The following is a 22,116-nucleotide window of genomic DNA, read 5'->3' as shown; positions in this document are numbered from 1 at the left end:
CATCTCAGACGCAGTGAACGGTCCTGGGGAGGGCGTGAACTGACTCCTGGGATGCGGTTGTTGCCGAGGCCGGGCCTCGGCATGACGGGTGCCGCATGCCGTGAATCGACGCTGACCATCGCCTCTGTGTGATGGGTCCAGCCGGGGCCCATGTCGCGATATAGCGCCCCAGTGCGATCGACCCGGCGACGAAGATGCCGCCGTACGCGGCGACGATGCGGCCGAAGTTCTCGTCGCTCTGGAAGGTGGCGACCACACCGTACAGGCCGAGGGCGATGGCGCCGGGCCCGATCCAGACCCAGCCCTTGTGCTCGCGGATGCCCTGTCAGACCAGCCGGGCCCCGCCGATCTCGAACAGGGCGGCGACGACAAACAGGGCAACGGAACGAACGACAGTCATAGCCGTGAAGGCCGGCCGCGGGCCTGACCAGCGATCTGCAGCGGATCGGCCGTCTCCTTACAGCCGCAGCCGTCCTCGGCGGCTGGGGGAGGGGCAAGCGCAGGACCGGCGGCGCCGCCCCACCCCCCCCGCAGCGAGCGCGGCCAGGGCAAGGCGAGCGCGGGCAGCCGGCTCACCAGGACGGACGCCCCGGCGCCGACCACGCCCGCGGCAATCAAGAAGGGCAGGATGCAGCTCGCCACGCAGGCCAGACGGCCAGGACCGCCGCGTCGGGGACCACCGAGGACGCCGGCAGCGCGAAGGCAGACAGCAGGCAGCCGGCCGACCCAGCGGCGGGCACGATCCGCGCGGGCCTTCCCTCGGCCGGTGTCAGGGCCCAGGCGGAGGCGCTCGCGACGGTGCGGTGCACGGGGACGCCGAAGGACAAGAAGCCGATCGCGCCACGGACGTCGGCAGTGGCGGCGAGGGCCGCGACCGCCGCCCCCACCACGAGTTGGCCCGGTGCGGGATTTCGTAGCGGGGTGGAGACAGCCAGGGCGTGCGGCACATGCTGGTCGTGGACCACGGTGTCAGCCAGTGCGCGACCAGCAGTAGTGGCAGCGTCGGTGAGCGCCTGCGGCCCGGTCGCGTCTGCCGGCCGGTCCGGGCCGAGGACCGTCGCATGGTGGTGGCCACGGCGCCGTACACGACCAGGGTGATGCCGAGGGTGATCGGAACCGCGCGAGGGAGGGTGCTTGCAGGTTGCGGACCTCCTCGCCGGGGATACGGGTGTATCCGGCGAAGGCGAAGAACAGCAACCCGGCGGCCTGCAGCGCGCCGCTCCAGACCGCGTCCGTACAGAAGTCGAGGTGGGCGCTGTCAGCCGTGCCGCTGGTGAGGCAGGTGGTCACGACGGCGGCCAGGACCGCGGGAACGGCGGCCCATATGACGTGGGTCGGCCAAGCGGCTTCCCGGACGCCGGTGTGGTTTGACGGCCGTGATCATCACGACGGCGGCGACCACACACCGTGTGAGCCTGGTCCGGCCAGGCGTAAGAGCCGACGGTCGGTGCCGTCGCCCCGCAGGATGCCGTCTCGCCAACCCTGAACGCCCAGCCGGTGAGGGCGCCGAGGCGCCCGCGCCGTACGCGTTGCCCCGCCCGAGGCGGGGCAACGCGCCGTCGGCCGCGGAGGTGGCATTGCAGGACGCGACCACCGCCGCGGCCGCGACCATGCGTGTGTGATGCCGACGGCGGCCGGACATTCGCCGGACCGCCGTCGATGAGTAGGGTGCCGCAGGGTGACTACTCCTGCGCATGCCGGATGGCGTCGAGCACGATGTGCGCCACATGGTCGTCCGTCAGGCTGTACTGCGTCTCGCGAGCCTGACGCCGGGCCGTCACGATGCGGGAGGTGCGCAGCACCCTCAGGTGCTGCGAGACCAGCGGCTGACTGACGCCGAGGACCGTCACCAGTTCGTGGACGTACTTCCCGCCGCCGGACAGCTCACGCACGATGCCGATGCGCACAGGTGATGCCAGAGCGCGGAGCAGGTCGCTGGCGGCCTGCAGGGCCTGCAGCGGGTCGCCCGAAGGGGAAATCATCGCCATATGCAGACATTAGCATATGGCGATGATTTCCAATTGATCGCGCTCAGGGTTGCCTGCTGCGACGCTGTCCGCGGGCGGCCTAGTGGTCGTCCCAGTGTCCCTCATGGGCGGCGTGGCGGTGGCCGTCGTGCAGGTAGTCGGTGTGGTTCTCGTGTGGCACTGCGACATGGCCGCAGCCCTCGCCGTGCTGGTGGTCGTGCCCCTCGTGGGTGGTGTGACCGGTGTTGGCGCACTCGTCGACGTGGTCGTCGTGCACTCGGTGGATGTGTCCGTCGTGGGCGTAGTCGGTGTGGTCGCCGTGCGGGAGGGCGACGTGGCCGCAGCCTTCGCCGTGGGTGTGGGCGTGGTTCTCGTGGGTGCGGTGGTCGGTGGCGGTGGACATGGGGGCTCCTTGCTGCGGTCGTGCCGTGCGGCGCCGATGGTCGGCGCGTGGTGCTGTATTCCGACATTAACATATGGCGATCCATGCATGTATTGGGGTGGTGGCATGTCAAGGAGCTGTCACCCTCGGTGATATGTGGGAACTTGTCCAGGTGTACTGAGCTGGGCTTTGCCTCCGTTTTCCCGGAGCCGCGCTCTGAGCCGCCCGGGCAGCGCCGGTCCGGGGCCTCGCCGAACTGCCGGCGCGGTGCGGGAACGGTTCGCCGTCGCGGTCGTGCCGCAGGTGATCTCGTGGCACTGACGACGCTCGTGCTGTTCCGCGGTTGCCCCTCCGCGACGCAGTCGTCGGTCGTGTCCCGGAGTGACGCGAGGCAGGTCCGCTCCACCGGGGTGTTCGCCGGTACGGGTCCGCCCTTGAGCTGTCGAAGAGGTCGGCCGCCCGCACCCACCACTCGTCCGCCGCCCGCTACGAGGACACCGTGATCGGGGCCTACGGGTGGGCCGACAGCCTCGGGCTGAACCGCCCCCTGGACGCTGCCGTCTCAACCACCGCCCTGCACTGCCTCTCCGAACCGGTCCTGCTGCGCACCTACCGGCAGCTCGCGGCCCTGCTGCGCCCCGGCGGCGTCCTCGTCAACGGCGACCACTTCGCCCAGGACGGCCCGCCCCGCTCGGACCTCACCGCGCAGGTCGGACGCCGCCGGGCCGAGCGCGCACGCACACACGCCCACGAGGACTGGCAGTCCTGGTGGACCGCGGCCGCCCAGTGCCCGGAACTGGCCGACCTGTTCACCGAGCGCGAGCAGCGACAAGCAGCCCACGGCAACCACGGCGGAAACGGCAACGCCGTGACCCTCGTCCGCCACACCGAACTGCTGCGGCGGGCGGGCTTTGACCACATCACCCCGGTCTGGCAGTTCGGCGACAGCCACGTCCTTTATGCGGTCAAGGACTGACGGAAGCGGACGCACGTCCCACCGTCGCTCAGGCGGGTTGCGGGGCCGTCCTCCGGGATCCCCACCGGCGGGTCCGGTAGCTGCCCGCCAGCCGGCAGACGGCGTAGAGGGTGAACGAGATCGTCGTGACGTAAGGGCTGATGGGGATGGAGCTGCCCAGGGCCAGCAGCATGCCGCCCTCGATCGAGGCCACGGCGAAGAGCACGCTCAGCAGGGGCAGGAGCACCGGCGAGGCCGTGACGCGGGCGGCGGCCGCGGCCGGGGTGACGACGAGGGTGAGGACCAGGAGCGCCCCGACGGCCTGGACCGACAGGGCCACCGCGAGCCCGAGCACGATCATGAACGCGAAGGACAGGCCGCGCACCGGGACCCCGCGGGCCTCGGCGACGTCCGGGTCTGCGCTGGCGAAGGTGAGCGGCCGCCACATCACCGCCAGTGCGACGAGTACGACGGCCGACGTGCCCAGCAGCCATGCCATCTGAGGGGTGTCCACGGCGACGATCTGCCCGGTCAGCAGGCCGAACTTGTTCGCCGCCCGGCCCTTGTAGAGGGCCAGGAAGAGCACTCCGAGGCCGAGTCCGAACGGCATGAGGATACCGATGGCCGAGTTGCGGTCGCGGGCCCGCGCGCCCAGGACGCCGATCGCGCCGGCCGCGACGATCGAGCCGACGATGGAGCCTGCCACGACGTTCACCTCCAGCAGCAGCGCCGCCGAGGCGCCCGCGAAGGACAGCTCGCTGATGCCGTGCACCGCGAAGGGCAGGTCGCGCATGATGACGAAGACCCCGGCCAGGCCGCCGATCAGGCCGAGCGCGACGCCCGCGATGAGGGAGTTGCGGACCAGGGCGAGGAGCTCGCCGTAGTCGTCGTAGTTGAAGATCTGCTGCCAGATCCCGTCGGCGAGCGTCATGGGCGGACTCCGTCGCTCTCGTGGAGTTCCTGGGCGTGGTGCGGTTGGGCGGACGGCTCGTCCGGGGCTCCGACGACCACGACCCGGCCGTGGACGCGGACGACGTCGACCTGGGTGTCGTAGAGCAGGGACAGCGACTCGGAGGTCAGGACCTCGTCCGGAGTGCCGACCCGGTGGGCACCCGGTGCCAGGTAGAGGACTCGGTCCACCAGGTCGAGCACCGGGTTGATCTCGTGCGTGACGAAGACCACCGCCGTGCCGTGGGAGCGGCGCCGGGCGTCGATCAGTTCGGTCACGGCCCGCTGGTGGTTGAGGTCGAGCGAGAGCAACGGTTCGTCGCACAGCAGGATGCGGGGGTCCGTGGCGAGGGCCTGTCCGATGCGGACGCGCTGGCGTTCACCGCCGGACAGCAGGCCCAGGGGGACGTCGGCGTAGGCGGCGGCCCCGACCGCCTCCAGGATCTCGTCCACCCGGCCGCGGATCGCGCGGGTACGCAGTCCGAGTCCGAAGCGGTGGCCGTCGATGCCGAAGCGCACCAGGTCACGGGCGCGCAGCATCGCCTGCGCGGACAGGGTCGCCTGCTGGGGAACGTACCCGATGTGCCGGCTCGCCTCGCGGGGTGAGTGTCCCAGGATGGCCAGGGTGCCGGCGGACAACAGCTGCCGGCCCAGCAGGGCCTTCACGAGGCTGGTCTTGCCCGACCCGTTCGGCCCGAGGACGGCGATGAACTCCCCGGGCCGCACGTCGAGGTCGAGGCCCTGCCACACCGTGCGCGCGCCGTAGGACAGTGCGGCGCCGCGCAGGCTGATCACCGGGGCGGTGCCGGTGCCGGCACCGCCCGTCCCGGTCCTGGTCCTGCCCTCGCGGGCCTGCGGCACGGAGGCCATGACCGGCCGCCTCACTTGCCCAGTGCGTCGGCGAGCGCGTCGACGTTGGCGGTCATCCAGCCGAGGTAGTCCTTGCCCTTGGGCAGGGTCTCGGTGACGGGCACGACGGGGATACCGGCCGCCTTCGCAGCGTCCTCGACCTTCTGCGTCTGCGGTCCGGAAGTCTGCGCGTTGTAGACCAGCGCCTTGACCTGCTTGCCGCTGTACAGCGCGAGCGTCTCCTGGAGGATCTTCGGGGAGACGTCGTCGCCCTCCTCGATGGCCTCGCTGAACTCCTCGGGCGTCTTGTTGCCCAGGCCGGCGGCCTCGGTCATGTACAGCGGCACGGGCTCGGTGATGCCGATGGCCTCGCCGCCGTGCTGCTTCTTGATGTCCGCTTCCTTGGTCTCAAGCGGCGTCAGCTTCGCCTTGAACGTCTCGGCGTTCTTGGTGAAGGTCGCGGCGCTCGCGGGGTCGGCCTTGCCGAGGGCTGCGGCGATCTGGTCGGCGATCTTGGCGACGGTGGGGAAGTCGTACCAGACGTGCTCGTTGAGTTCGCCGCCCTTGGGGGCGGTCTTGCCGGACACCTTGACCGCGTTGATCAGCTCGGCCGAGGGGTTGTTGCCGCTCTTGAGCATGCGGTCGATGAAGTCGTCGTAGCCGCCGCCGTTCTCGATGACGACCTTGGCCTTGGACAGGGCGAGCTGGTTCTGGGTGTTGGCCTCGTAGGAGTGCGGGTCCTGGTCGGGGTCGCTGATGATCGACGTGATGTCGACCTTGTCGCCGCCGATCTGCTTGACGATGTCGCCGTAGACGTTCGTGGAGGCGACCACCGGAACAACGGAGTCGGAAGCCGGGCTCGCCGAGGCGCCCCCGCCGCTTCCGGAGTCCGGCGAGCTGCCGCAGCCTGCCAGCAGGGCCAGACCGGCACCGGATATCAGGGCCGCCAGGCGACGGGACGGGGACACAGGCATGGATCCTCCTCCACAGAGGGGACGATGTCACTGCCAACGCTAGATGGGAACGAATGTCAAGACCAGATTTCAGTCTGATCATTATGAAAATCATTGCCAAGCGTTGACTTCTCCTGGCACTGGTCGCAGATGCCGGTGAGTTCCACGGTGTGTTCGACCTGGGCGAATCCGGTGTCCGCGGCCACATCGTCCGCCCAGCGCTCGACGGCCTCCGCGTCCACGGCCCGGCTCAGGCCACAGCGACAGCAGACCGGATAGTGCCGGTGCCCGTCGGCGGGCCGCGGGCGATAGAGCGGCTCACCTGACTTTTCTCGTACGACGTCGACGTGTCCGTCCCGCTCCAGCGTCCGGAGGGCCCGGTAGACCGTGGTGAGCCCGACAGCGGTTCCTCCGGCCGTCAGTGCTTCGTGCAGCTCCCGGGCGGAGATGAAGCCGGGAGAGTCGCGCAGTATACGCAGCACGGCGTGCCGCTGCCGGGTCAAACGCCAGTCCGGCAGCCGCTCCCCGGTCGACGAGCCGTGCACGACGCACCTCCCGCGATGCTGGGGCCGATGTGTCGTGCAGGTTAGTTGAACATGATTTCCATGACTACTGTCAAACTCGCCCCTGCGGGCCGTCGGCGGCAACTGGCTGCTGTCCGTGCCACGCATGGCCCGGTCCCGCGCGAGGGCGCCGCTGTCGCGGCGGCGCCGCCAGCCCCGACGTCGTGGTCATGGACATCCGGATGCCCGGTATGGACGGGGCGAGGTGAAGGCGTGAGGCATCCGGCCTCAGCAGTCGCGGAACTCCGGTGACTGGTTGAGGATCTGTGACCTCAGTGAGGTGAAACGGGTGTGGGTTTCGCCGCCGCGTGCCTCGGGGTGAAAGACCGCGACGCGGTGGCAGTTCTGGAAGGCCAGCGCCACCCCGAAGTGCCGTTCCAGGCTGCCGCGGATGGCGTCGCTGGACAGCGCACGCAGCAGCTGGCCGCGTTCCTTCTCGGAGGGCGGAGGGGTCTGGTTGTCGGCGAACTCCCCGGTGCCGGAATGCAGTTCGGTGACCAGACGGGCGACCAGGTCGTAGGCGTAGGGCAGGGAGTTGCGGACCGTTTCCACGAAGTCCTGCTCTCGCACCTCGCCGTTCTCGGCTTCGGCGAGCAGCTGCGGGGAGACGTCGAGTGACATGAAGGTCTGTCCTGTTCTGTGGTGTTGTCCTTGGGGCGGGCGTCCACGGCCGCGCGGAGCCGATCCAGCGTGCGCATGTTGTGCGCCTCCAACTCGCCATGTTCGCGGCCCTGTTCCTGGGCGCGGACGTAGGAGGACTGCACGCAGTGGGCGATCAGGTCGTCGCCGAGGTGGGTGCGGAGGAAATCGAGGTCGTCCTCGCCGGTGACCTTGTTGCCGACGACCGCGACGGGGATGCCGAACTCGGCGGCGTGGTCGCGGTACTGGCGGTAGACGGAGACGCCCTTGCGGGTCGGTTCGGCGACCAGGAACGTCATGTCGAAGCGGGTGAACAGGCCGGAGGCGAAGGCGTCGGCGCCGGCGGTCATGTCGACGACGACGTACTCGCCCGCCTCGTCGACCAGGTGGTTGAGGTAGAGCTCGACCGCGCCCAGCTTGGAGTGGTAGCAGGCCACTCCTAGGTCGCTCTCGTCGAAGGCGCCGGTGACCATCAGCGGGACGCCGGCCACTTCCTGTACGTGAGGGGAGTGGACCTCGTCCTCGCCCAGCAGCCGCAGCAGACGGGAGCCGCGGCCCGGCGGGGTCGTCTTGACCATGGCGTCACGGGACGGGATCCGCGGGTTGCGGCCCCGCAGGTAGTCCTTGATCTCCCCGGTCCGCGCGCTGAGCGGCGGTGCGGTGAACAACTCGTCCTCGTCGAGGCCGAGCGCGTAGGCCAGGTGCTGGTTGATGTCGCCGTCGATCGCGACGACCGGCGCGCCCGAGCGCGCGAGGTGGCGGGAGAAGAGGGCGGACAGGGTGGTCTTGCCGCTGCCGCCCTTGCCCACGAAGGCAACGCGCATCGCTAGCGACCCCTATTGAAAATGGATGTCATGAGCATAGGCTGGTGGTGCAACGGAACCGGTGTCAAATCACTCGCGGCTCAACTTCTCCACCTGCCAGGTGAGTTGGGGTGCTCGTGACGCAAACAGGGGGTCTCTTTGGCCATCGCGAAGGAGGGGCGGAGATGAGTGACGCCGTACGCGACCCTCGGGCTCGTCCGTTCACGCTCGTCGTCTGCTGGGCATGTGACGATGCCCTTTCCGGACGAGTGAGAGGGGCGTTGCGCCGGGTGGTCCGGGGCTGCCCGCACGCCGTCATGGTTTCCACGGGCTGCCTGGAGAAGGTGCTGCACTGCCGGAGCGGGCGCGGTCTGTACGCCGCCGTGCAGCCGTGCGCGGCCGACCGCAGGCCCACCGGTGCCGTTGTGCGCCTGGGCCCGCTCGTCACCGAGGCCGATGCCGAGGAGGTCGGGAGCTGGCTGCGGGCCGGAATGCCCGACGACGGCACGCTGCCCGACCGGCTCCGCGCGGCCCCCGCTCCAGGGCGGGTGGCCCACCTCAACTGACGGGCAGTTCCTGGGCATGCCGGATGGCGTCCAGCACGATGTGGGCGACGTGCTCGTCGGTAAGGGCGCACGGCCATGGTGCCCTCGGGGCCGCCGCCGGCGAGGTTCCCGGCGTTGCCCGACCGCCGGGAGCCTGTCGGGCGCGGCCCTCCTCGGCGACACCGAGCTGCCGGGGCGGGACGGCTGGACGTCCCGCCCCGGCTCCCTTCTCAGCGGTCAGCGGCCCGGACTCGCCCTGACTGCCGGCCGACTGATACTCAGGGCAGTTGAACAAGGTTGAGCCGGTACTCCTCGACCTGCGGCAGCCGCTGCTCGGCGAGGCCGGCCAGCATCTCCCGGTATGCGGCGGGCAGCTCGTCGTACATCCGGGGTGGGAGAGCGCTGAGCCTCTGGGACGCGAGGATCCGGGCTCCCGGTCGCCACATGGTGAGTTCGGCCGGATCCGCGCAGGTCCACTGCATCCGGGCCTCGACCTTGCCCAACGCGTCGTGCTGGTCCTGGGTGTCGATGATGCCGGGGCCGGCGGTGTCCAGGGCCAGCAGCGAACCGGGGAAGCGCCCGGCGATCAGGTCGACGACGTGGCGGACCTGTGCCTCGCTCAGGAACGGCAGCACGGCCTCGGCGGAGAAGAAGTACGGGCCCGGGGACTTCACCGCGTCGGTCCATGCCTCGTCCGTCACCGACGCGGCGATCATCGTCCGGCGCGGGCTGTCGGTGAAGAAGGTCCGGCGCAGGTCGATCACGTCGGGCAGGTCGAGGTCGAACCAGTGTGCCTGGCCGTTGTCGAGGCGTTCGTGGCGGGTGTTGAGTCCGACGCCGATCTCCACCACGGTTCCGGTGGGGTGGGACGTGAGGAAGTCCGCGACCCACCGGTCGAACAGGCTGGTGCGTAGCACCGTGCCGACCAGACTGGGCAGGTTGTCGAAGCGCGCGAAGTCGTAGTCGATCGACGCGACGATGTCCTCAGCCCGGGGGTCGCGCAGCGCTGGTTGCGGTTTGCGGTTCTCCACCGCGCGGCCGTACAGCGGGATGAGGAGTGTCTCCTGGACTGTACCCAGGTGCACACCGCGTTCTGTCATGGTGGGCCTCCCTCGCTCGGGCGTGTACCGGGCCGGGCGGCGCCGTGGCTGCGAACCCCCGCCCGGCCCGGAGTCTTCAGGCCTGTGCCATCGGCACTGGCGTCTGCTGCGTGTGCTCGTGCTCGCAGGTGTCGTCGATGCCGTAGGTGTCCCATGCGGGGAACGGATCGCCCGACACGTTCTCGCCGTCCGCCATGAGACAGTCGGTGAGGGCGGATCGGAGCGCCTCGGCGTGCAAGTGCGTGCCGATGAAGACGAGTTCCTGACTGCCAGGGCTGTCGTCGTCGCGGGCGGCGGACGGCTCGAAGCGGGCGACGGAGCCGGCCTGCGACCACAGGCCCGTCACGTGCGGGCGGCTGGCGAGCGTGAAGAAGCCCTTCGAGCGCAGGATCTGCCCGTACGCGCCGCTGTCGAGCTCCTTGGTCACGAACGACCACAACCGGCCGGGGTGGAAGGGGAGTTCGGAGCGGAAGACGGTGGAGGAGATACCGTACTCCTCCGTCTCGGGGACGTGGTCGCCGTTGAGTTCCATGACCCAGCCGGGTGCCTGTTGGGCGCGTTCCAGGTCGAACAACCGGGTGCCGAGGACATCCCGGACACCGATCCGGCCGTGGACGGCGGGGACGATCCGGGCGACGGGGTTGAGGCGCGTGAGCGTCGCCCGCAGCCGGTCGGCGGTGTCGGCGTCCACCAGGTCGAGCTTGTTGAGGACGATGACGTCGGCGAACTCGATCTGGTCCATCAGCAGGTCGCTGACGGTACGTTCGTCGTCCTCGTACTGGTCGAGGCCGCGCTCGACGAGTTCGTCGCCGCCCGCCAGCTCGGGCAGGAAGTTCGCGGCGTCGACGACCGTGACCATGGTGTCGAGGCGGGCCAGGTCGTCGAGCGTGGCGCCGTCGTCGCGGGCGAAGGCGAACGTGGCGGCCACCGGCATGGGCTCGGAGATGCCGGAGGACTCGATGAGGAGGTAGTCGAAACGGCCCTCGCGGGCCAGCCGGTCGACCTCCTCCAGCAGGTCGTCGCGCAGGGTGCAGCAGATGCAGCCGTTGGTCATCTCGACCAGGCGTTCCTCGGTGCGCGAGAGGGCCGCCTCGCCGCCGCGCACGAGGGCGGCGTCGATGTTGACCTCGCTCATGTCGTTGACGATGACCGCGACGCGCAGGCCCTCACGGTTGCCGAGGACGTGGTTGAGGAGGGTGGTCTTGCCCGCGCCGAGGAACCCGGACAGGACGGTGACGGGCAGTCGTTCGTACGTCATCGCCGGTCAGTCCTCGGGGTGCAGCAGCCCGCGCTCGTACGCCTTGGCCAGCCGCTGGGGGACGAGGTAGGTGGAGCCGTCGACCGTGATCGGCACGAGTTGCGGTGTGGCGGCCTTCCACTGGGCGCGGCGGTGGCGGGTGTTGCTGCGGGACATCTTCCGCTTGGGGACGGCCATGAGAATCTCCTCGATCGGTGGGGCGCCACCAGACGCTACATGAAAATGGGATCCATTACTAAGTGGTAGGTCAAGAGCCGGCAGTGATTCGCGGGGGAGGGTGCCCATGGAATGGGTTTGAAAATCATGTTCATCTATCCTGTGGCGTCCCGCCCACAGAAGGAGATCCCCGCCATGCGCCCCGCCCTGATCCGCCGCACCCGTGTTCGCAGCCACCATCGGGGTGGCGGTGCTCATCGGGGTCCTGGGCCGCCGGGGGCGGGCCGACGACGTGGCCATCGGCAGCGCCCTGTCATGGCTGCTGGGCCTGGGGGCCTTCTTTCTCACCCTCTACACGACCTCGCGCGGCGCCGGACACGGCACGGCGGGGGTGAGCGTACTGTTCGGATCGATCTTCGGCCTGTCGGACGGTCAGGCGGGTGTCGCGGTGCTGGTGGCCGCCTGCATCTGCGCGGCCGTGCTGCTGTTGGCCCGACCACTGCTGTTCGCCTCGCTGGACGAGGCGGTCGCGGCGGCGCGCGGGGTGCCCGTACGGGTCCTGGGCATCGCCTTCCTGGTCCTGGTCGGCGCGTGTGCCGCCGAGGCCACCCAGGCCGTCGGCTCGCTGCTGCTCCTCGGCCTGCTCGCCGCACCCGCGGCACCGCGCACCGGGTCACCCCACGTCCGTACCGCGCCCTGCTGTTGTCGGCCGGGCTCGCGGTCGTGGAGATGTGGGTTGGCCTCGCCCTCAGCTGGGCCGTGCCGTCCCTGCCGCCCAGCTTCGCGATCCTCGCGGTGGCCACTGCTGTCTACACGGGTGTGCTCGCTCTCGGGCGACCGCGTCCGCGTGGTGCTGCCGCGGTGACCTGAGGTCAGCCGGGGTCATGGATGCCCAGGCGCAGGTGCTCGATGTGGTGGACGGCCTGGTCGAGGAGCTGGGCGACATGCTCGTCGTAGAGGCGGTAGACGACGCGGCGGCCGGTGACCAGGCCGAGGGCGCGCAGCAGACGCAGCTGGTGGGAGACAGCGGACTGCTCCATGCCGATGGCGGCGGCGAGTTCGGTGACCGGGTGCGGGGCCTGGCGCAGGGTGGTCAGGATCAGCAGCCGCGACGGGGTGGCAAGGGCCTGGAGCGTGGCGGCCACCGTGGCGGCGGTGGTCTCGTCGAGCGCAGCGCAGCGCAGACAGAGCGAACGGGAGTAACGCCCGCGTCCGAAGGGCTACGGGGGACGGCGGCCGCGAGGACATCGCGGCCGCCGTCGGCCTCGTAAGGGAAGTGGTACCCGGTCTCGTCGAAGGCGAGGCGGGAGACCTTCTCCGGGTAGCCGGACATGGTCAGTTCGCTGCCGATGGGGGTCCCCCGGTCGAGCGAAGCCGAGACTGGGGGAGGGTGCGCCAGATGTGGATGGAGGCGTCCTGGTTGCCGCTGCAGATCCACCTTCCGGTGGGCGCGACGGCGAGCGCGAGGTGCGAGCCGATGCAGGGGTACGTCACTACGGGCTTGGGCGTGTGCCGACTGCCGAGGCGGCCGGGTCCGTACGCCACAACTCCCCGCCGTCGGCGTCGAGTACGAGCGCACGGCGGCCGGAGGCGACCGCGATCCGCTCGTGGTCCGCCCATGCGGCGCCGCGGACCAGGCGCCGGACTCACGCATCGTCGTCCGGCCGTCCGCGCGCCGCCACAAAGCGCGTACCCCATCGGCCCGATGACCGCCAAGTGCCGTGCATCCGGCGCGAGTTCGACCCTCAGTGCGCCGCCTGGCAGGTCGAGGGCGCCGAGCTCGGCGCCCATGGCCGCGTCGAGGACGCGGACCGTTCCCTCGGCCCCGGCGACGGCCACGAGGTCGCCGCGGGCGCTCAGCGCGACGGGCGCGTCGCCGACGGTGACCTCCCAGGCGGTGGCGAGGCCGGAATCCATGGTGAGGCTCACGCGGCGGCTCCCGCCGTGGCCAGGCAGTCGGCGAAGCCGCGCTCGAGTGCATCCCGGTCGAGGTTGCGGCCGATGAAGACGAGCCGGTTGCGCCGCTCCTCGCCCTCGCGCCAATCCCGCCCGAACTCGCCGTCCAGCATGTGCACGCCCTGGAAGACGTACTGCTTGGGTGCGCCCGCGATGGCGAGGATGCCCTTGGACCGGAAGAGGTCCACACCCTTGGTGCGGAGCAACTGTCCGAGCCATGCGTTGAGCAGGTTCTCGTCCAGCTCGCCCGGCAGATCGATGCCCACCGAGGTGACGGTGAGGTCGTGCTGATGCTCGGTCTCGGTCAGGAAGGACGGGTCGTCGGCGAGCACCCGCTCCAGATCGAACGCGCCCCCGTTCGAAGATCTCTTCCTCGGCGTCGGGGACGAGGGCGTCGTCGATGCCGACCTCGCCGAACTCGTTCTCGATCACGGCGATCCGCAGGCCGTGGTTCTCGGTGAGGATGCGGTTGAGGAGGGTGGTCTTGCCCGAGCCGAGAAAGCCGGTCAGGACGGTGACGGGCACGCTCCCCCAGTCTCGGCTTCGCTCGACCGGTGGGACCCCCACGTCACGGAGTTCGGGGGCGGTCATTGACAGGTTCCTTCGTACGGGTGTCGAGCAGGGCGGCCCGCAGGTCGTCCTCGGTGAGCTGTTCGGCGGGGCGGTGCAGGGTCCAGCGGCGGGCCTCGCCGTCCATGGGCAGGACGGCGACGACCGTCTCCAGCGGCGGGCAGCCCGGCTCGGTGCAGGCGAGTTCCCGGATCACGACCGCGGTGTCCTCGTCGAGGCCGAGCAGCGTGCGCACGGTCTCCTTCAGCTCGCGCAGGCGCGGGCTCGGCCAAGGTCGTCCCGGGCGGGCTCCCAGTGGCATGGCGGCGGTTCTCCTTCGTCCGGGGCGGGTTGGCAGCCGGCGCAGATGCCGGTGAGTTCGACGGTGTGCTCCACCGCGGTGAAGCCGGTGTCGGAGGCGATCCGTCCGGCCCACCGCTCGACGACCTCCGAGTCGACCGGCCGACTGCGGCCGCAGCAGCGGCAGATCAGGTAGTGGCGGTGGCCGTCGTCGGGCCGCCGACGGTAGAGCCGCTCGCCCGCCTCGTCGCGTACGACGTCGACACCGCCGGACGACTCCAACTCCCGCAGGGCGCGGTAGACGGTGGTCAGCCCGATCCGGGTCCCGTCCGTGGTCAGCAGGCCGTACAACTCCTGGGCCGATACGAAGTCCTGGCAGCCGGTCAGGACGCGTAGGACCGCTGCTCGCTGCCGGGTCGTCCGGCCGCTCACACAGATCACCCCCAGGTGCTCGCCGACTGGTGGACTTCCCAAGTTACATGAAAATGAAATCCATTACCATATAGGGACCGGCCATCCGTCGCCGAGTTTCGGACCGGGGTCTTCGCGACTGGGGCGGCCCCGTTCTCGGGCGTTTCGCGGGGTGCTGGCCGCCGGAGGTGGCTGCTGGCGGGCGCGGCCATTGCGGGCGGCGTCGTCGAGGCGGTCGTCGCAGGCGGGCCCGAAGCGGGCGGAGTTGACTCGTGATACTTATTGAAAACCGTTTTCGTTTCCTGTTAGCTTGCGCTCGACGGCTGGACGCACTGGCTGTCCGGTTCGAGGAAAGGGAACGACGGTGGGGGAACGGCATATTGCGCGCAGGACGGTACTGCGAGGGGTCGGCGGCTCCGCGGCGGCGGTCGCGGCCGCGGGTCTGGTGACCGCCTGCGGTGGGGACGGCGGTGGCGCGACGCCGGCGGCAGACAACGGAAAGCCCCGGCACGGCGGGCGGCTGCGGGCGGCCTTCACCGGGTCCAGCGCGGAATCGGCGAGCGTGCTTCAGGCGACCTCGACGCCCGTCGACTACGTGCGGGCGCGGATCGTCTGGGACACGATCGGCGAGATCGAGAACAGCAAGCCGGTATGGCGGGTCGCCGAGTCCGTCGAGCCCAACGACGACGCGACGGTGTGGACGGTGCGCGTCCGGGACGGCATCACCTTCAGCGACGGCAAGGCCCTCACCGCCGACGACGTGCTGTTCACCCTGCGGACCTTCGCCACGCAGCCCACCACCCAGAGCGCCTTCCTGGCCGGACTCGACACCAAGGCGTCCAAGGCCCGCGACAAACGCACGGTCGAACTGCACCTGAAGGGCGCGGACGGCTTCTTCGACCTCGCGCTCGCCCAGTCGATGTTCGTGTTCCCGGACGGTACGAAGGACTTCGCGAAGGCGCCGGGCTCCGGGCCCTTCGTGCTCAAGACATGGTCCCGGGGCAAGAGCAGTCTGCTCACGGCCCGCAAGGACTACTGGGGGAGCGGCGGACCGTATCTCGACGAGATCGAGCTGCTGTCCGTCACCGAGGCCGAGGCCCGCCTGAACGGGCTCAAGGCCGGGCAGTTCGACTACGCGGGCGCCCTGTCCCTGCCCACCACCCGGGCCGAGGCGAACAACTCCCGCCTGCGCATCACCACCGCTCCGCGCGAGCTCTGGGGCGAACTGGCCTTCTCCATGAACCTCTCCACGGACCCCTTCACCCAAGCCGAGGCCGTCCAGGCGGTCAGGTACGCGATCGACCGCGAGGCCATGGTCCGCACCGTCACCCTGGGCAAGGGGGAGACCGCCGACGACGCGATGGGCCGTCATCAGGCGTGGTACGACAGCTCCTTGTCGCGTGTCCCGCACGACCCCGACCGCGCGCGGCGGCTGATGTCCTCCGGGAGTCTCAAAGGCACGAAACTGTCCATCCGGACCAGCAACTACGAGTACGGGCCCCTGGAAGCCGCCACCGCCTTCGTCGAGCAGGGGCGGGCAGCCGGGCTGAAGGTCGCCGTGGACAAGGTGCCGCCCGCCGACTTCTACACCGACATGAAATCCCTGCTGGGTGCGCCGCTGAAGACCAGCTTCTACCACCCGCTTCCGCTGCCGCTCGCCCTGAGTTCGTACTACGGGCCGCAGGCGTCCTACCCCTTCACCGGCCCGTCCGACGACACCCTGAACGGGCTGATGAACGCCATGCACGCCGCCGTCGGCGAGGACAGGCGCACCGGCGCCGTGCACGACGTTCAGCAGTACCTGTACAAGCACGGCGGTGACGCGGTGTTCGTACGGGTCCCCACGGTGGCGGGCGCGACGCCGGCCGTACGCGGGGTGCAGGCGTACGGCTTCTTCGACTACCCGTCGCTGCGTGACGCCTACCTCGCCTCGTGACCGGCGCACCGGGCGTCGCGTGGTGGCTGCGGCGGGCCGGCATCGCTGCCGCCACCCTGCTCGCGGCCTCCGTGCTGGTCTTCGGCGCGACCCTGCTCGCGCCGGGCGACGCGGCCGCGGCCCGACTCGCCGGCCAGGGCGCTAGTCCGCGGCAGATCGCCGAACTGCGGCACAGCCTGGGCCTGGACCGGCCCGCCTGGGAGCGCTACGGCAGCTGGCTGTGGGGCGCGCTCCACGGTGACCTCGGCCGCTCGTACAGCACCGGCGAGACCGTCTCCGGGCTGATCGCCGAACGGGCGGGAAACTCCCTGGTGCTGGGCGCGGTGGCGGCGGCCCTGCTGGTGCCGTCGGCCGTGGGGCTGGGGCTGTGGGCGGGGCTGCGTGCCGGGCGGTCCGCGGACCGGGTGGTGTCCACGGCCACGCTGGCGCTGGTCAGCCTCCCCGAGTTCGTCATCGGGACCGTGCTCATCCAGATCTTCGCCGTCGGGACCGGGTGGCTGCCCGCGGTGTCCTTGCCGCCTGCCGGCGAGGGGCCGTTGTCCCAGCCGCAGATCCTGGTGCTGCCCGTGCTCACGCTGCTGTCGGTCTGCCTGGCCCAGAACGTGCGCCTGATCCGGGCCGGGGTGACGGAGGCGGTGGGCTCGGACGCGGTGCGGGCGGCCCGGCTCGGCGGGGTGCCCGAACACCGTGTGGTGCTGCGGTGGGTGCTGCCGGCGGCGGTCGTCCCGGTCGTCCCGGTGCTCGCCCGCTATCTGGCGTACCTGCTCGGCGGCACGCTCGTCGCCGAGACGCTCTTCGGATATCCGGGGCTCGCCGCAGCTCTGGTGAACGCCACGGCCGCCCGGGACGCCCCCGTCGTCCTCGGCGTCAGCATGCTCGTAGCCGCCGTGACCGTGACTCTGAACCTGCTGGCGGACGCTGTCGCTGCCGCCCTCAACCCGGCAACGAGGAGGCCGAGTTGAACCGTCTGATGCGTCGCGTGGCGGCCGCCCGGTTGCCCCGCCGGACGGGCGCGGTGGCGGCGGGCGTGGTCCTGGCAACCGTCGTACTGCTGGCGCTCGTCGGGCCCTGGTTCGCCCCCCACACGCCGGGTGCCGTCCTGGACATGCCGTACGCGCCGCGCGGCGGGCACGCACCCCTGGGCACTGATCACCTCGGCTCCGACGTGCTCAGCCGCTTCCTGACGGGCGGGCGCGCTCTGGTGCTGCTCGCTGTGGGCGCCCTGGCCGTCGCGTATGTCCTGGGAGCCGGTCTGGGCATGGTCGCGGCGCTGCGGGGCGGGCTCGTGGACGCCGGCGTGCTGCGCCTGGTGGACGTGTTGCTGAGCCTGCCCTCCTTCCTGCTGCTCAGCGTGGTCGTGGTGGCCGTGGGGCGGGGCACCGGCGGGGTGGCGGTCGCCACCTCCGTCGTCCTCTTCCCCGAGATCGTGCGTGTGGTGCGGGCGGCGACGCTCCAGGCCCTCCAGCACGACTACGTCGAGGCCGCCGTCGCGCGCGGTGAGACCACCGGCCATGTCCTCGCCCGCGAGGTGCTGCCCAACCTGGCGCCGGTGCTCGCCGCCGACGCCGGAGTGCGGTTCGTGGGCGCGGCGTTCACGGTCGCCACCGCCGGGTTCCTCGGCTACGGGGCCCAGCCGCCCGCCGCCGACTGGGGGCTGATGATCCTCGAGAACCGCGACGGCCTCGCGCTGCAGCCCCTGGCGGTGATCGTGCCCGCCACCGGGATCCTGGTCCTGCTGCTGAGCGCCAACCTCCTGGTCGACGCGGTGCTTCCGGCGGCTCGTGTCCAACGGCCGGGTTCCGTCGCGGGTACGGCCATGGACGTCCAGGTCGGCGACATGGCGCTTCGCATCAGAGACCTCACCGTCGAGGCCGACGGGGTGCGTGTCCTCGACGGCATCGATCTCGACGTCCCCCGCGGCCGCGTCCTCGCCCTGGTCGGCCCCTCTGGCTCCGGCAAGACGACCCTGGCACTCGCCGCCTTCGGCGAACTCGGCCCCGGGCTCGCGGCGACATCCGGCACGGTGCATCTGGCCGGGACGTCGGTGTTCGGGCTGCGCCCCCGGCAGCTGCGGCAGCTGCGTGCCCGGCATGCCGCGTACGTCCCCCAGGACCCGCGCACCTCGCTGGCGCCGACCCTGCGGGTGGGCGACCACATCGGGGAGTTCCTGCGGGCCCGCGGCGTGCCGCGCGCCGAGCGGCGAGGCCGTGTGCGGACGGCTCTGCGCAGCGCCCGGCTCCCGGACGACGACGCCTTCCTGCGCCGCCGCCCGCACCAGCTCTCCGGCGGGCAGCGGCAACGCGTGGCCCTGGCCGCCGCCCTCGCCCACAGCCCCGGCCTGCTGGTTCTCGACGAACCCACCAGTGCCCTCGATCCGGTGACGGCCGCCGGGCTCCTGGCCGACCTCGGGCGGATCCGCGAGCAGGGCGGACCGGCCGTCGTGCTGATCGCCCACGACCTGACGCATGTGGCGGCGGTGGCCGACGACGTGGTGGTCCTGGAGCGTGGCCGAGTGGTGGAACAAGGGCCGGTGGAGGCGGTGTTGGCGCGGCCGGCGAGTGAACCGGCCCGGCGCCTGGTCGTCGCCGCACGTGCTGCCGTGGCGCCCCGGCCCGTGGGCGGTCGAGCGGAGGGCCGGACCGTCCTGTCCGTACGCGACCTGAGTGCCGACCGCGGCCGACGGAACGTGCTCAGCGGTGTCGATCTGACTGTCGCCGAAAGCGGCTGCCTGTCGGTGGTGGGCCCCTCGGGCGGCGGCAAGACGACGCTGCTGCGCTGTCTCGCCGGGCTGCACCCCGACTGGGCCGGCGAACTCCGGGTGGGCGGGCGGAGCGTGGAGCACGGCGTGCGCGGGCGGACCCGCGACGACCTGCGCCTGCTCCAACTCGTGCCGCAGGACCCGTACGACTCCCTCAACCCGCGCCACACCGCGGAGCGGATCGTCTCCCGACCGCTGCACTTGTACCGGCCGGAACTCGACGCGGATGCGCGCCGGGCCGAGGTGCACCGGCTGCTGGAGCGGGTCGGCCTGGACGCGGCCCACGCCGCCGTGCGGCCCGAACGGCTCTCCGGGGGACAACGTCAACGCGTCGCACTGGCAAGGGCTTTGGCAGCCGAGCCGCGGGTGCTGCTCTGCGACGAGGCGACCAGTGCGCTGGACGCACCCACGGCGGCCACGGTGCTGGAGCTCCTCGACGAGCTGCGACGGGACCTCGGGCTCGCGCTGGTGGTCGTCACGCACGACATGACGGTGCCCGTACGGCTGGGCGGGGAGCTCGCGGTCCTGGCCGACGGCGCGATCCGCGAGGCGGGGCCCGTCGAACGTGTCATCGCCGCGCCCTCGGACCCTGTGACCGTCCAACTGCTCACCGCCGTACCTCAGTTGCCGAGTTCGACGACCTACGAAAGGACGGGTCCGTGAACCGTCCCGAAAGCGCATGGCTGCGCCGCCCCCGTCCGCAGCGGCACCCGGCGGTGCGGTTGCTGTGCCTGCCGCACGCCGGCGGGTCGACCGCGTTGTACCGCTCCTGGAAGGACCTGCTGCCACCGGAGATCGAGCCGGTGCTGGTCTGTCCGCCGGGACGGGAGGACCGCATGGACGAACCGCTGCCCAAGGAGCTGCCTGAGCTGGTGGCGGGGCTCGCCCGGGCGGTGGAGCCGCTGCTCGACCGGCCGTGGGCGGTGTTCGGGCACAGTATGGGTGCCACGGTCGCGCACGAGCTCGTCCTGCGGCTGCTGAGAGGACGCCACCGGGCGCCGGAGCACCTTTTCGTCTCCGCGCGCGAGGCACCGCAGCACCACCGCGGCGGCACCGTGCACCTCCTGGACGACGACGCCCTGGCCGCCGAGCTGATACGGCTCGGCGGGACCTCCCCCGAGCTGCTCGCGATGGCCGAGGTACGCGGACTGGTACTGCCCGCGGTCCGAGGCGACTACCGGCTCATCGAGACGTACGCGGCGGATCCGCAGGGCCCGGTGCCGTGCCCGCTGACCGCGCTGATCGGCGAGGCGGACACCGAGCTGACCGCCGAGGAGGCAGCGGGCTGGGAGAAGTGGACCACGGGTCCCTTCCAGCTGCTGACCTTCCCCGGCGGCCACTTCTACCTCTCCGACCGGCCGCGGGCGGTGGTCGATGCCGTACGCCGCCGCCTGCTCATTCCCGCGTGACGGGTGTCTCGTAGGTGTCCTTGTCACGGACCAGCACCAGGCTCGCCGCGGCCGCCACCAGGGCCGCGATCCCCGCGATCAGGAAGATCTGCGAGAGGGCCTCGGTGTAGGCGCTGCGGGCCAGGGAGAGCACCGGGCCGCGGGCCGTCCCGGGCACGGCTGCGGCGACCGCGTCGAACTGGCCGGCCGTGACCAGGCGGCGCAGCTGCCCGGCGGCCGAGTCGGGAACGGCGTGCTCACCCAGGGCGCTCGCGGACATGACGTCGTTCACCTTGCTGGTCAATACGACGCCGAAGGCGGCCACGCCGGTGGCGGTGCCGAGCGGGAAGAAGCTGTTGGCCGCGCCCGAGGCGGTGCCGGCGCGCGAGGGCGGGACCACGTTCACCGCCAGCGACAGCAGATGCGGCAGCGTCAGACCGGCGCCGACCCCGATCAGGACCAGCATGGGAAGCAGCGCCGTCCAGTCGTCGTCCGGCGAGATGCCCACGGTCAGCAGGACGCCGGTCCCGACCGCCGCCATACCGAGGGCCAGCACGCGCGACACCGGTACCACCTTGGTCAGCAGCCCGCTCAGCGGTGCGCCGATGATGATCGCGACCGACTGGGCGAGCAGCACCAGGCCGATCTCGATCGGGGTGAGGTGCAGCATCCCGCCGAGCCACAGGGTGATGAAGGGCAGCATGCCGAAGCTGAAGATCCGGGCGGCGAAGCTGAGCAGCAGCGCACCGGCGAAGGTGGGGATCGCGAACAGCCGCAGGTCCAGCATCGCGCGCTCGCCGAGCCGCCACTGCACGGCGACGAACGCCACGGCCAGCAGCGCTCCCGTGATCAACGAGGCCAGTACGTCCGCCTGCGACCAGCCGTCCTCCGAGCCGGCCAGCAGGCCGTAGTTGAGCAGGAAGAGGGCCAGCACCGCCAGAATCGCTCCGGCGTAGTCGATCTGCCGCGAGCCGCCGGTGCCGCCGTCCTCGGGGACCTTGCGCACGGTGCCGTAGATGATCAGGAGCCCGAGCGGCACGTTGACGGCGAAGAGCCAGGGCCAGCTCAGCCACTCCACGATGGATCCGCCGACCAGCGGGCCCAGCGCCGCCGACACGGCGCCTCCGGCGGTGAACAGGCCGATGGCCGTCGTACGCGCCCGCGTCGGAGCTCCCTCGAAGACGCCGGATATCAGGGCGAGCGACGTACCCAGAACCATTGCCCCACCCGCGCCCTGAACGGCCCGGGCCGCGATCAGCACGCCGGCGTTCGGGGCCAGCGCGCAGGCCGCCGAGGCGAGGGTGAAGACCGCGACGCCGGCGAGGAAGATGCGCCGGCGGCCGATGAGGTCCGACACGGATCCCGCCGTGAGCAGCAGTGCCGCGAAGCTCAGGGTGTAGGCGTTGACGATCCACTGGAGGCTGTCCAGCGACGCACCCAGGTCGGCGCCGATCTCGGGCATCGCCACGTTGACGACGGTGATGTCGAGCGTCATCAGCGCGGCCGCCAGCGCCGTCACGGCGGTCGTCCAGTGCCGAGCGCTGCGGGCGTCCGGTGGCATCTCCTCCTGGTGCTCGAACTTCAACTCCGGTGCGTCGCCGCCCTGTTGGGTGGCTTCGGCTTCAGCCATGGCCTTCCTCTCCCGTTGATCCGTGCGAGCTGACGCTAGCGAGAAACTCAACACTTGTAAATGAAAATCG

Annotated in this window: 23 protein-coding genes and 3 pseudogenes; 7 read left to right on the top strand and 19 right to left on the bottom strand. The window is 71.1% G+C overall.

Annotated features, from left to right (window positions below):
* Positions 1-4: 4 nt before the first annotated feature.
* From K4G64_RS41265 to K4G64_RS00260, 4 genes and pseudogenes are all read right to left on the bottom strand, one after another.
* Positions 5-400, bottom strand: a pseudogene (locus K4G64_RS41265) (YnfA family protein).
* A gap of 214 nt (positions 401-614) precedes the next feature.
* Positions 615-965 carry a hypothetical protein gene (locus K4G64_RS40945; RefSeq protein WP_221753980.1) on the bottom strand — a complete coding sequence of 117 codons (351 nt, stop codon included), beginning with the start codon at positions 963-965 and terminating at the stop codon, positions 615-617.
* A 717-nt stretch (positions 966-1,682) separates the two neighbouring features.
* Complete coding sequence (locus K4G64_RS00265; RefSeq protein WP_260459777.1) at positions 1,683-1,982, bottom strand: helix-turn-helix transcriptional regulator; 300 nt, start codon at positions 1,980-1,982, stop codon at positions 1,683-1,685.
* A gap of 85 nt (positions 1,983-2,067) precedes the next feature.
* Complete coding sequence (locus tag K4G64_RS00260; protein WP_221753978.1) at positions 2,068-2,370, bottom strand: hypothetical protein; 303 nt, start codon at positions 2,368-2,370, stop codon at positions 2,068-2,070.
* Between the two features lie 478 nt (positions 2,371-2,848).
* Here K4G64_RS00260 and K4G64_RS00255 point away from each other — a divergent pair, with 478 nt between their 5' ends.
* Positions 2,849-3,325 carry a class I SAM-dependent methyltransferase gene (locus tag K4G64_RS00255; protein ID WP_221753977.1) on the top strand — a complete coding sequence of 159 codons (477 nt, stop codon included), beginning with the start codon at positions 2,849-2,851 and terminating at the stop codon, positions 3,323-3,325.
* A gap of 28 nt (positions 3,326-3,353) precedes the next feature.
* Here K4G64_RS00255 and K4G64_RS00250 read toward each other — a convergent pair whose 3' ends face one another.
* The 6 genes and pseudogenes from K4G64_RS00250 to K4G64_RS00225 form a co-directional block, all read right to left on the bottom strand.
* A complete protein-coding gene (locus K4G64_RS00250) occupies positions 3,354-4,235 on the bottom strand; it encodes a metal ABC transporter permease (protein ID WP_221753976.1) in 882 nt (293 codons plus the stop codon).
* Entirely contained in the window at positions 4,232-5,122 is an 891-nt protein-coding gene (locus K4G64_RS00245; RefSeq protein ID WP_221753975.1) for a metal ABC transporter ATP-binding protein, read from the bottom strand. The genes K4G64_RS00250 and K4G64_RS00245 overlap by 4 nt, the downstream gene beginning before the upstream one ends.
* Positions 5,123-5,133: 11 nt before the next feature.
* Positions 5,134-6,075: a metal ABC transporter solute-binding protein, Zn/Mn family gene (locus K4G64_RS00240; RefSeq protein WP_221753974.1), complete on the bottom strand. Its 942-nt coding sequence runs from the start codon at positions 6,073-6,075 to the stop codon at positions 5,134-5,136.
* Between the two features lie 56 nt (positions 6,076-6,131).
* Complete coding sequence (locus K4G64_RS00235; protein ID WP_308122159.1) at positions 6,132-6,599, bottom strand: transcriptional repressor; 468 nt, start codon at positions 6,597-6,599, stop codon at positions 6,132-6,134.
* Positions 6,600-6,845: 246 nt separating this feature from the next.
* Positions 6,846-7,238, bottom strand: a complete 393-nt coding sequence (locus K4G64_RS00230) for an SCO5389 family protein (RefSeq protein ID WP_221754079.1) — start codon at positions 7,236-7,238, stop codon at positions 6,846-6,848.
* A 26-nt stretch (positions 7,239-7,264) separates the two neighbouring features.
* Positions 7,265-8,080, bottom strand: a pseudogene (locus tag K4G64_RS00225) (ATP-binding protein); the annotation flags it as partial.
* Between the two features lie 296 nt (positions 8,081-8,376).
* On the opposite strand from K4G64_RS00225, the gene K4G64_RS00220 reads away from it, so the two are divergent.
* Positions 8,377-8,625, top strand: coding sequence for a hypothetical protein (locus K4G64_RS00220; protein WP_260459776.1), 249 nt, complete (start codon positions 8,377-8,379; stop codon positions 8,623-8,625).
* Between the two features lie 257 nt (positions 8,626-8,882).
* Here K4G64_RS00220 and K4G64_RS00215 read toward each other — a convergent pair whose 3' ends face one another.
* The 3 genes from K4G64_RS00215 to rpmF all read right to left on the bottom strand — a co-directional run bounded on the left by K4G64_RS00215 (position 8,883) and on the right by rpmF (position 11,139).
* Positions 8,883-9,704, bottom strand: coding sequence for a class I SAM-dependent methyltransferase (locus K4G64_RS00215; protein ID WP_260459775.1), 822 nt, complete (start codon positions 9,702-9,704; stop codon positions 8,883-8,885).
* 76 nt (positions 9,705-9,780) lie between these two features.
* Positions 9,781-10,962 carry a GTP-binding protein gene (locus tag K4G64_RS00210; protein ID WP_221753971.1) on the bottom strand — a complete coding sequence of 394 codons (1,182 nt, stop codon included), beginning with the start codon at positions 10,960-10,962 and terminating at the stop codon, positions 9,781-9,783.
* A 6-nt stretch (positions 10,963-10,968) separates the two neighbouring features.
* Positions 10,969-11,139 (bottom strand): 50S ribosomal protein L32, encoded by a 171-nt coding sequence (gene rpmF / locus K4G64_RS00205; protein WP_221753970.1) that lies wholly within the window; start codon positions 11,137-11,139, stop codon positions 10,969-10,971.
* 202 nt (positions 11,140-11,341) lie between these two features.
* On the opposite strand from rpmF, the gene K4G64_RS00200 reads away from it, so the two are divergent.
* Positions 11,342-11,983 carry an iron chelate uptake ABC transporter family permease subunit gene (locus K4G64_RS00200; protein ID WP_308122158.1) on the top strand — a complete coding sequence of 214 codons (642 nt, stop codon included), beginning with the start codon at positions 11,342-11,344 and terminating at the stop codon, positions 11,981-11,983.
* 7 nt (positions 11,984-11,990) lie between these two features.
* Here K4G64_RS00200 and K4G64_RS00195 read toward each other — a convergent pair whose 3' ends face one another.
* The 5 genes and pseudogenes from K4G64_RS00195 to K4G64_RS00180 all read right to left on the bottom strand — a co-directional run bounded on the left by K4G64_RS00195 (position 11,991) and on the right by K4G64_RS00180 (position 14,355).
* On the bottom strand, positions 11,991-12,302 hold the full coding sequence (locus K4G64_RS00195) for a metalloregulator ArsR/SmtB family transcription factor (protein ID WP_221754077.1): 312 nt from the start codon (positions 12,300-12,302) through the stop codon (positions 11,991-11,993).
* A 741-nt stretch (positions 12,303-13,043) separates the two neighbouring features.
* Entirely contained in the window at positions 13,044-13,406 is a 363-nt protein-coding gene (locus K4G64_RS39680) for a GTP-binding protein (RefSeq protein WP_308122157.1), read from the bottom strand.
* An 85-nt stretch (positions 13,407-13,491) separates the two neighbouring features.
* Positions 13,492-13,665 (bottom strand): annotated as a pseudogene (locus K4G64_RS39675) (GTP-binding protein); the annotation flags it as partial.
* Positions 13,643-13,879: a hypothetical protein gene (locus K4G64_RS00185; RefSeq protein WP_308122156.1), complete on the bottom strand. Its 237-nt coding sequence runs from the start codon at positions 13,877-13,879 to the stop codon at positions 13,643-13,645. The gene K4G64_RS00185 and the pseudogene K4G64_RS39675, both read right to left, overlap by 23 nt.
* 8 nt (positions 13,880-13,887) lie before the next feature.
* Positions 13,888-14,355 (bottom strand): Fur family transcriptional regulator, encoded by a 468-nt coding sequence (locus K4G64_RS00180; protein ID WP_221753968.1) that lies wholly within the window; start codon positions 14,353-14,355, stop codon positions 13,888-13,890.
* Positions 14,356-14,698: 343 nt separating this feature from the next.
* On the opposite strand from K4G64_RS00180, the gene K4G64_RS00175 reads away from it, so the two are divergent.
* The 4 genes from K4G64_RS00175 to K4G64_RS00160 are packed head-to-tail and all read left to right on the top strand — an operon-like array spanning position 14,699 to position 20,437.
* A complete protein-coding gene (locus K4G64_RS00175; RefSeq protein WP_221753967.1) occupies positions 14,699-16,270 on the top strand; it encodes an ABC transporter substrate-binding protein in 1,572 nt (523 codons plus the stop codon).
* Positions 16,267-17,232 (top strand): ABC transporter permease, encoded by a 966-nt coding sequence (locus K4G64_RS00170; protein WP_221753966.1) that lies wholly within the window; start codon positions 16,267-16,269, stop codon positions 17,230-17,232. The genes K4G64_RS00175 and K4G64_RS00170 overlap by 4 nt, the downstream gene beginning before the upstream one ends.
* Complete coding sequence (locus tag K4G64_RS00165; protein WP_260459772.1) at positions 17,229-19,691, top strand: ATP-binding cassette domain-containing protein; 2,463 nt, start codon at positions 17,229-17,231, stop codon at positions 19,689-19,691. The genes K4G64_RS00170 and K4G64_RS00165 overlap by 4 nt, the downstream gene beginning before the upstream one ends.
* A complete protein-coding gene (locus K4G64_RS00160) occupies positions 19,688-20,437 on the top strand; it encodes a thioesterase II family protein (protein ID WP_221753965.1) in 750 nt (249 codons plus the stop codon). Before K4G64_RS00165 ends, K4G64_RS00160 begins: the two co-directional genes overlap by 4 nt.
* On the opposite strand, the gene K4G64_RS00155 is transcribed toward K4G64_RS00160, so the two are convergent.
* Complete coding sequence (locus K4G64_RS00155; protein WP_221753964.1) at positions 20,424-22,046, bottom strand: MFS transporter; 1,623 nt, start codon at positions 22,044-22,046, stop codon at positions 20,424-20,426. The genes K4G64_RS00160 and K4G64_RS00155 overlap by 14 nt on opposite strands.
* Positions 22,047-22,116: the final 70 nt, after the last annotated feature.

It is taken from the genome of Streptomyces sp. WAC04114 (assembly GCF_019733245.1).
Classification (GTDB): Bacteria; Actinomycetota; Actinomycetes; order Streptomycetales; family Streptomycetaceae; genus Streptomyces; species Streptomyces massasporeus_A.
Note: the sequence above shows the minus strand (reverse complement) of the source record. Positions and strands in the feature narration are given on the sequence as shown.

Bases quoted from the DNA above. Each gene is read 5' to 3' on its own strand.
- K4G64_RS00265 (WP_260459777.1), bottom strand. From the start codon at position 1,982: ATGATTTCCCCTTCGGGCGACCCGCTGCAGGCCCTGCAGGCCGCCAGC.
- K4G64_RS00260 (WP_221753978.1), bottom strand. From the start codon at position 2,370: ATGTCCACCGCCACCGACCACCGCACCCACGAGAACCACGCCCACACC.
- K4G64_RS00250 (WP_221753976.1), bottom strand. From the start codon at position 4,235: ATGACGCTCGCCGACGGGATCTGGCAGCAGATCTTCAACTACGACGAC.
- K4G64_RS00245 (WP_221753975.1), bottom strand. From the start codon at position 5,122: ATGGCCTCCGTGCCGCAGGCCCGCGAGGGCAGGACCAGGACCGGGACG.
- K4G64_RS00240 (WP_221753974.1), bottom strand. From the start codon at position 6,075: ATGCCTGTGTCCCCGTCCCGTCGCCTGGCGGCCCTGATATCCGGTGCC.
- K4G64_RS00230 (WP_221754079.1), bottom strand. From the start codon at position 7,238: ATGTCACTCGACGTCTCCCCGCAGCTGCTCGCCGAAGCCGAGAACGGC.
- K4G64_RS00220 (WP_260459776.1), top strand. From the start codon at position 8,377: ATGGTTTCCACGGGCTGCCTGGAGAAGGTGCTGCACTGCCGGAGCGGG.
- K4G64_RS00215 (WP_260459775.1), bottom strand. From the start codon at position 9,704: ATGACAGAACGCGGTGTGCACCTGGGTACAGTCCAGGAGACACTCCTC.
- K4G64_RS00210 (WP_221753971.1), bottom strand. From the start codon at position 10,962: ATGACGTACGAACGACTGCCCGTCACCGTCCTGTCCGGGTTCCTCGGC.
- rpmF (WP_221753970.1), bottom strand. From the start codon at position 11,139: ATGGCCGTCCCCAAGCGGAAGATGTCCCGCAGCAACACCCGCCACCGC.
- K4G64_RS00155 (WP_221753964.1), bottom strand. From the start codon at position 22,046: ATGGCTGAAGCCGAAGCCACCCAACAGGGCGGCGACGCACCGGAGTTG.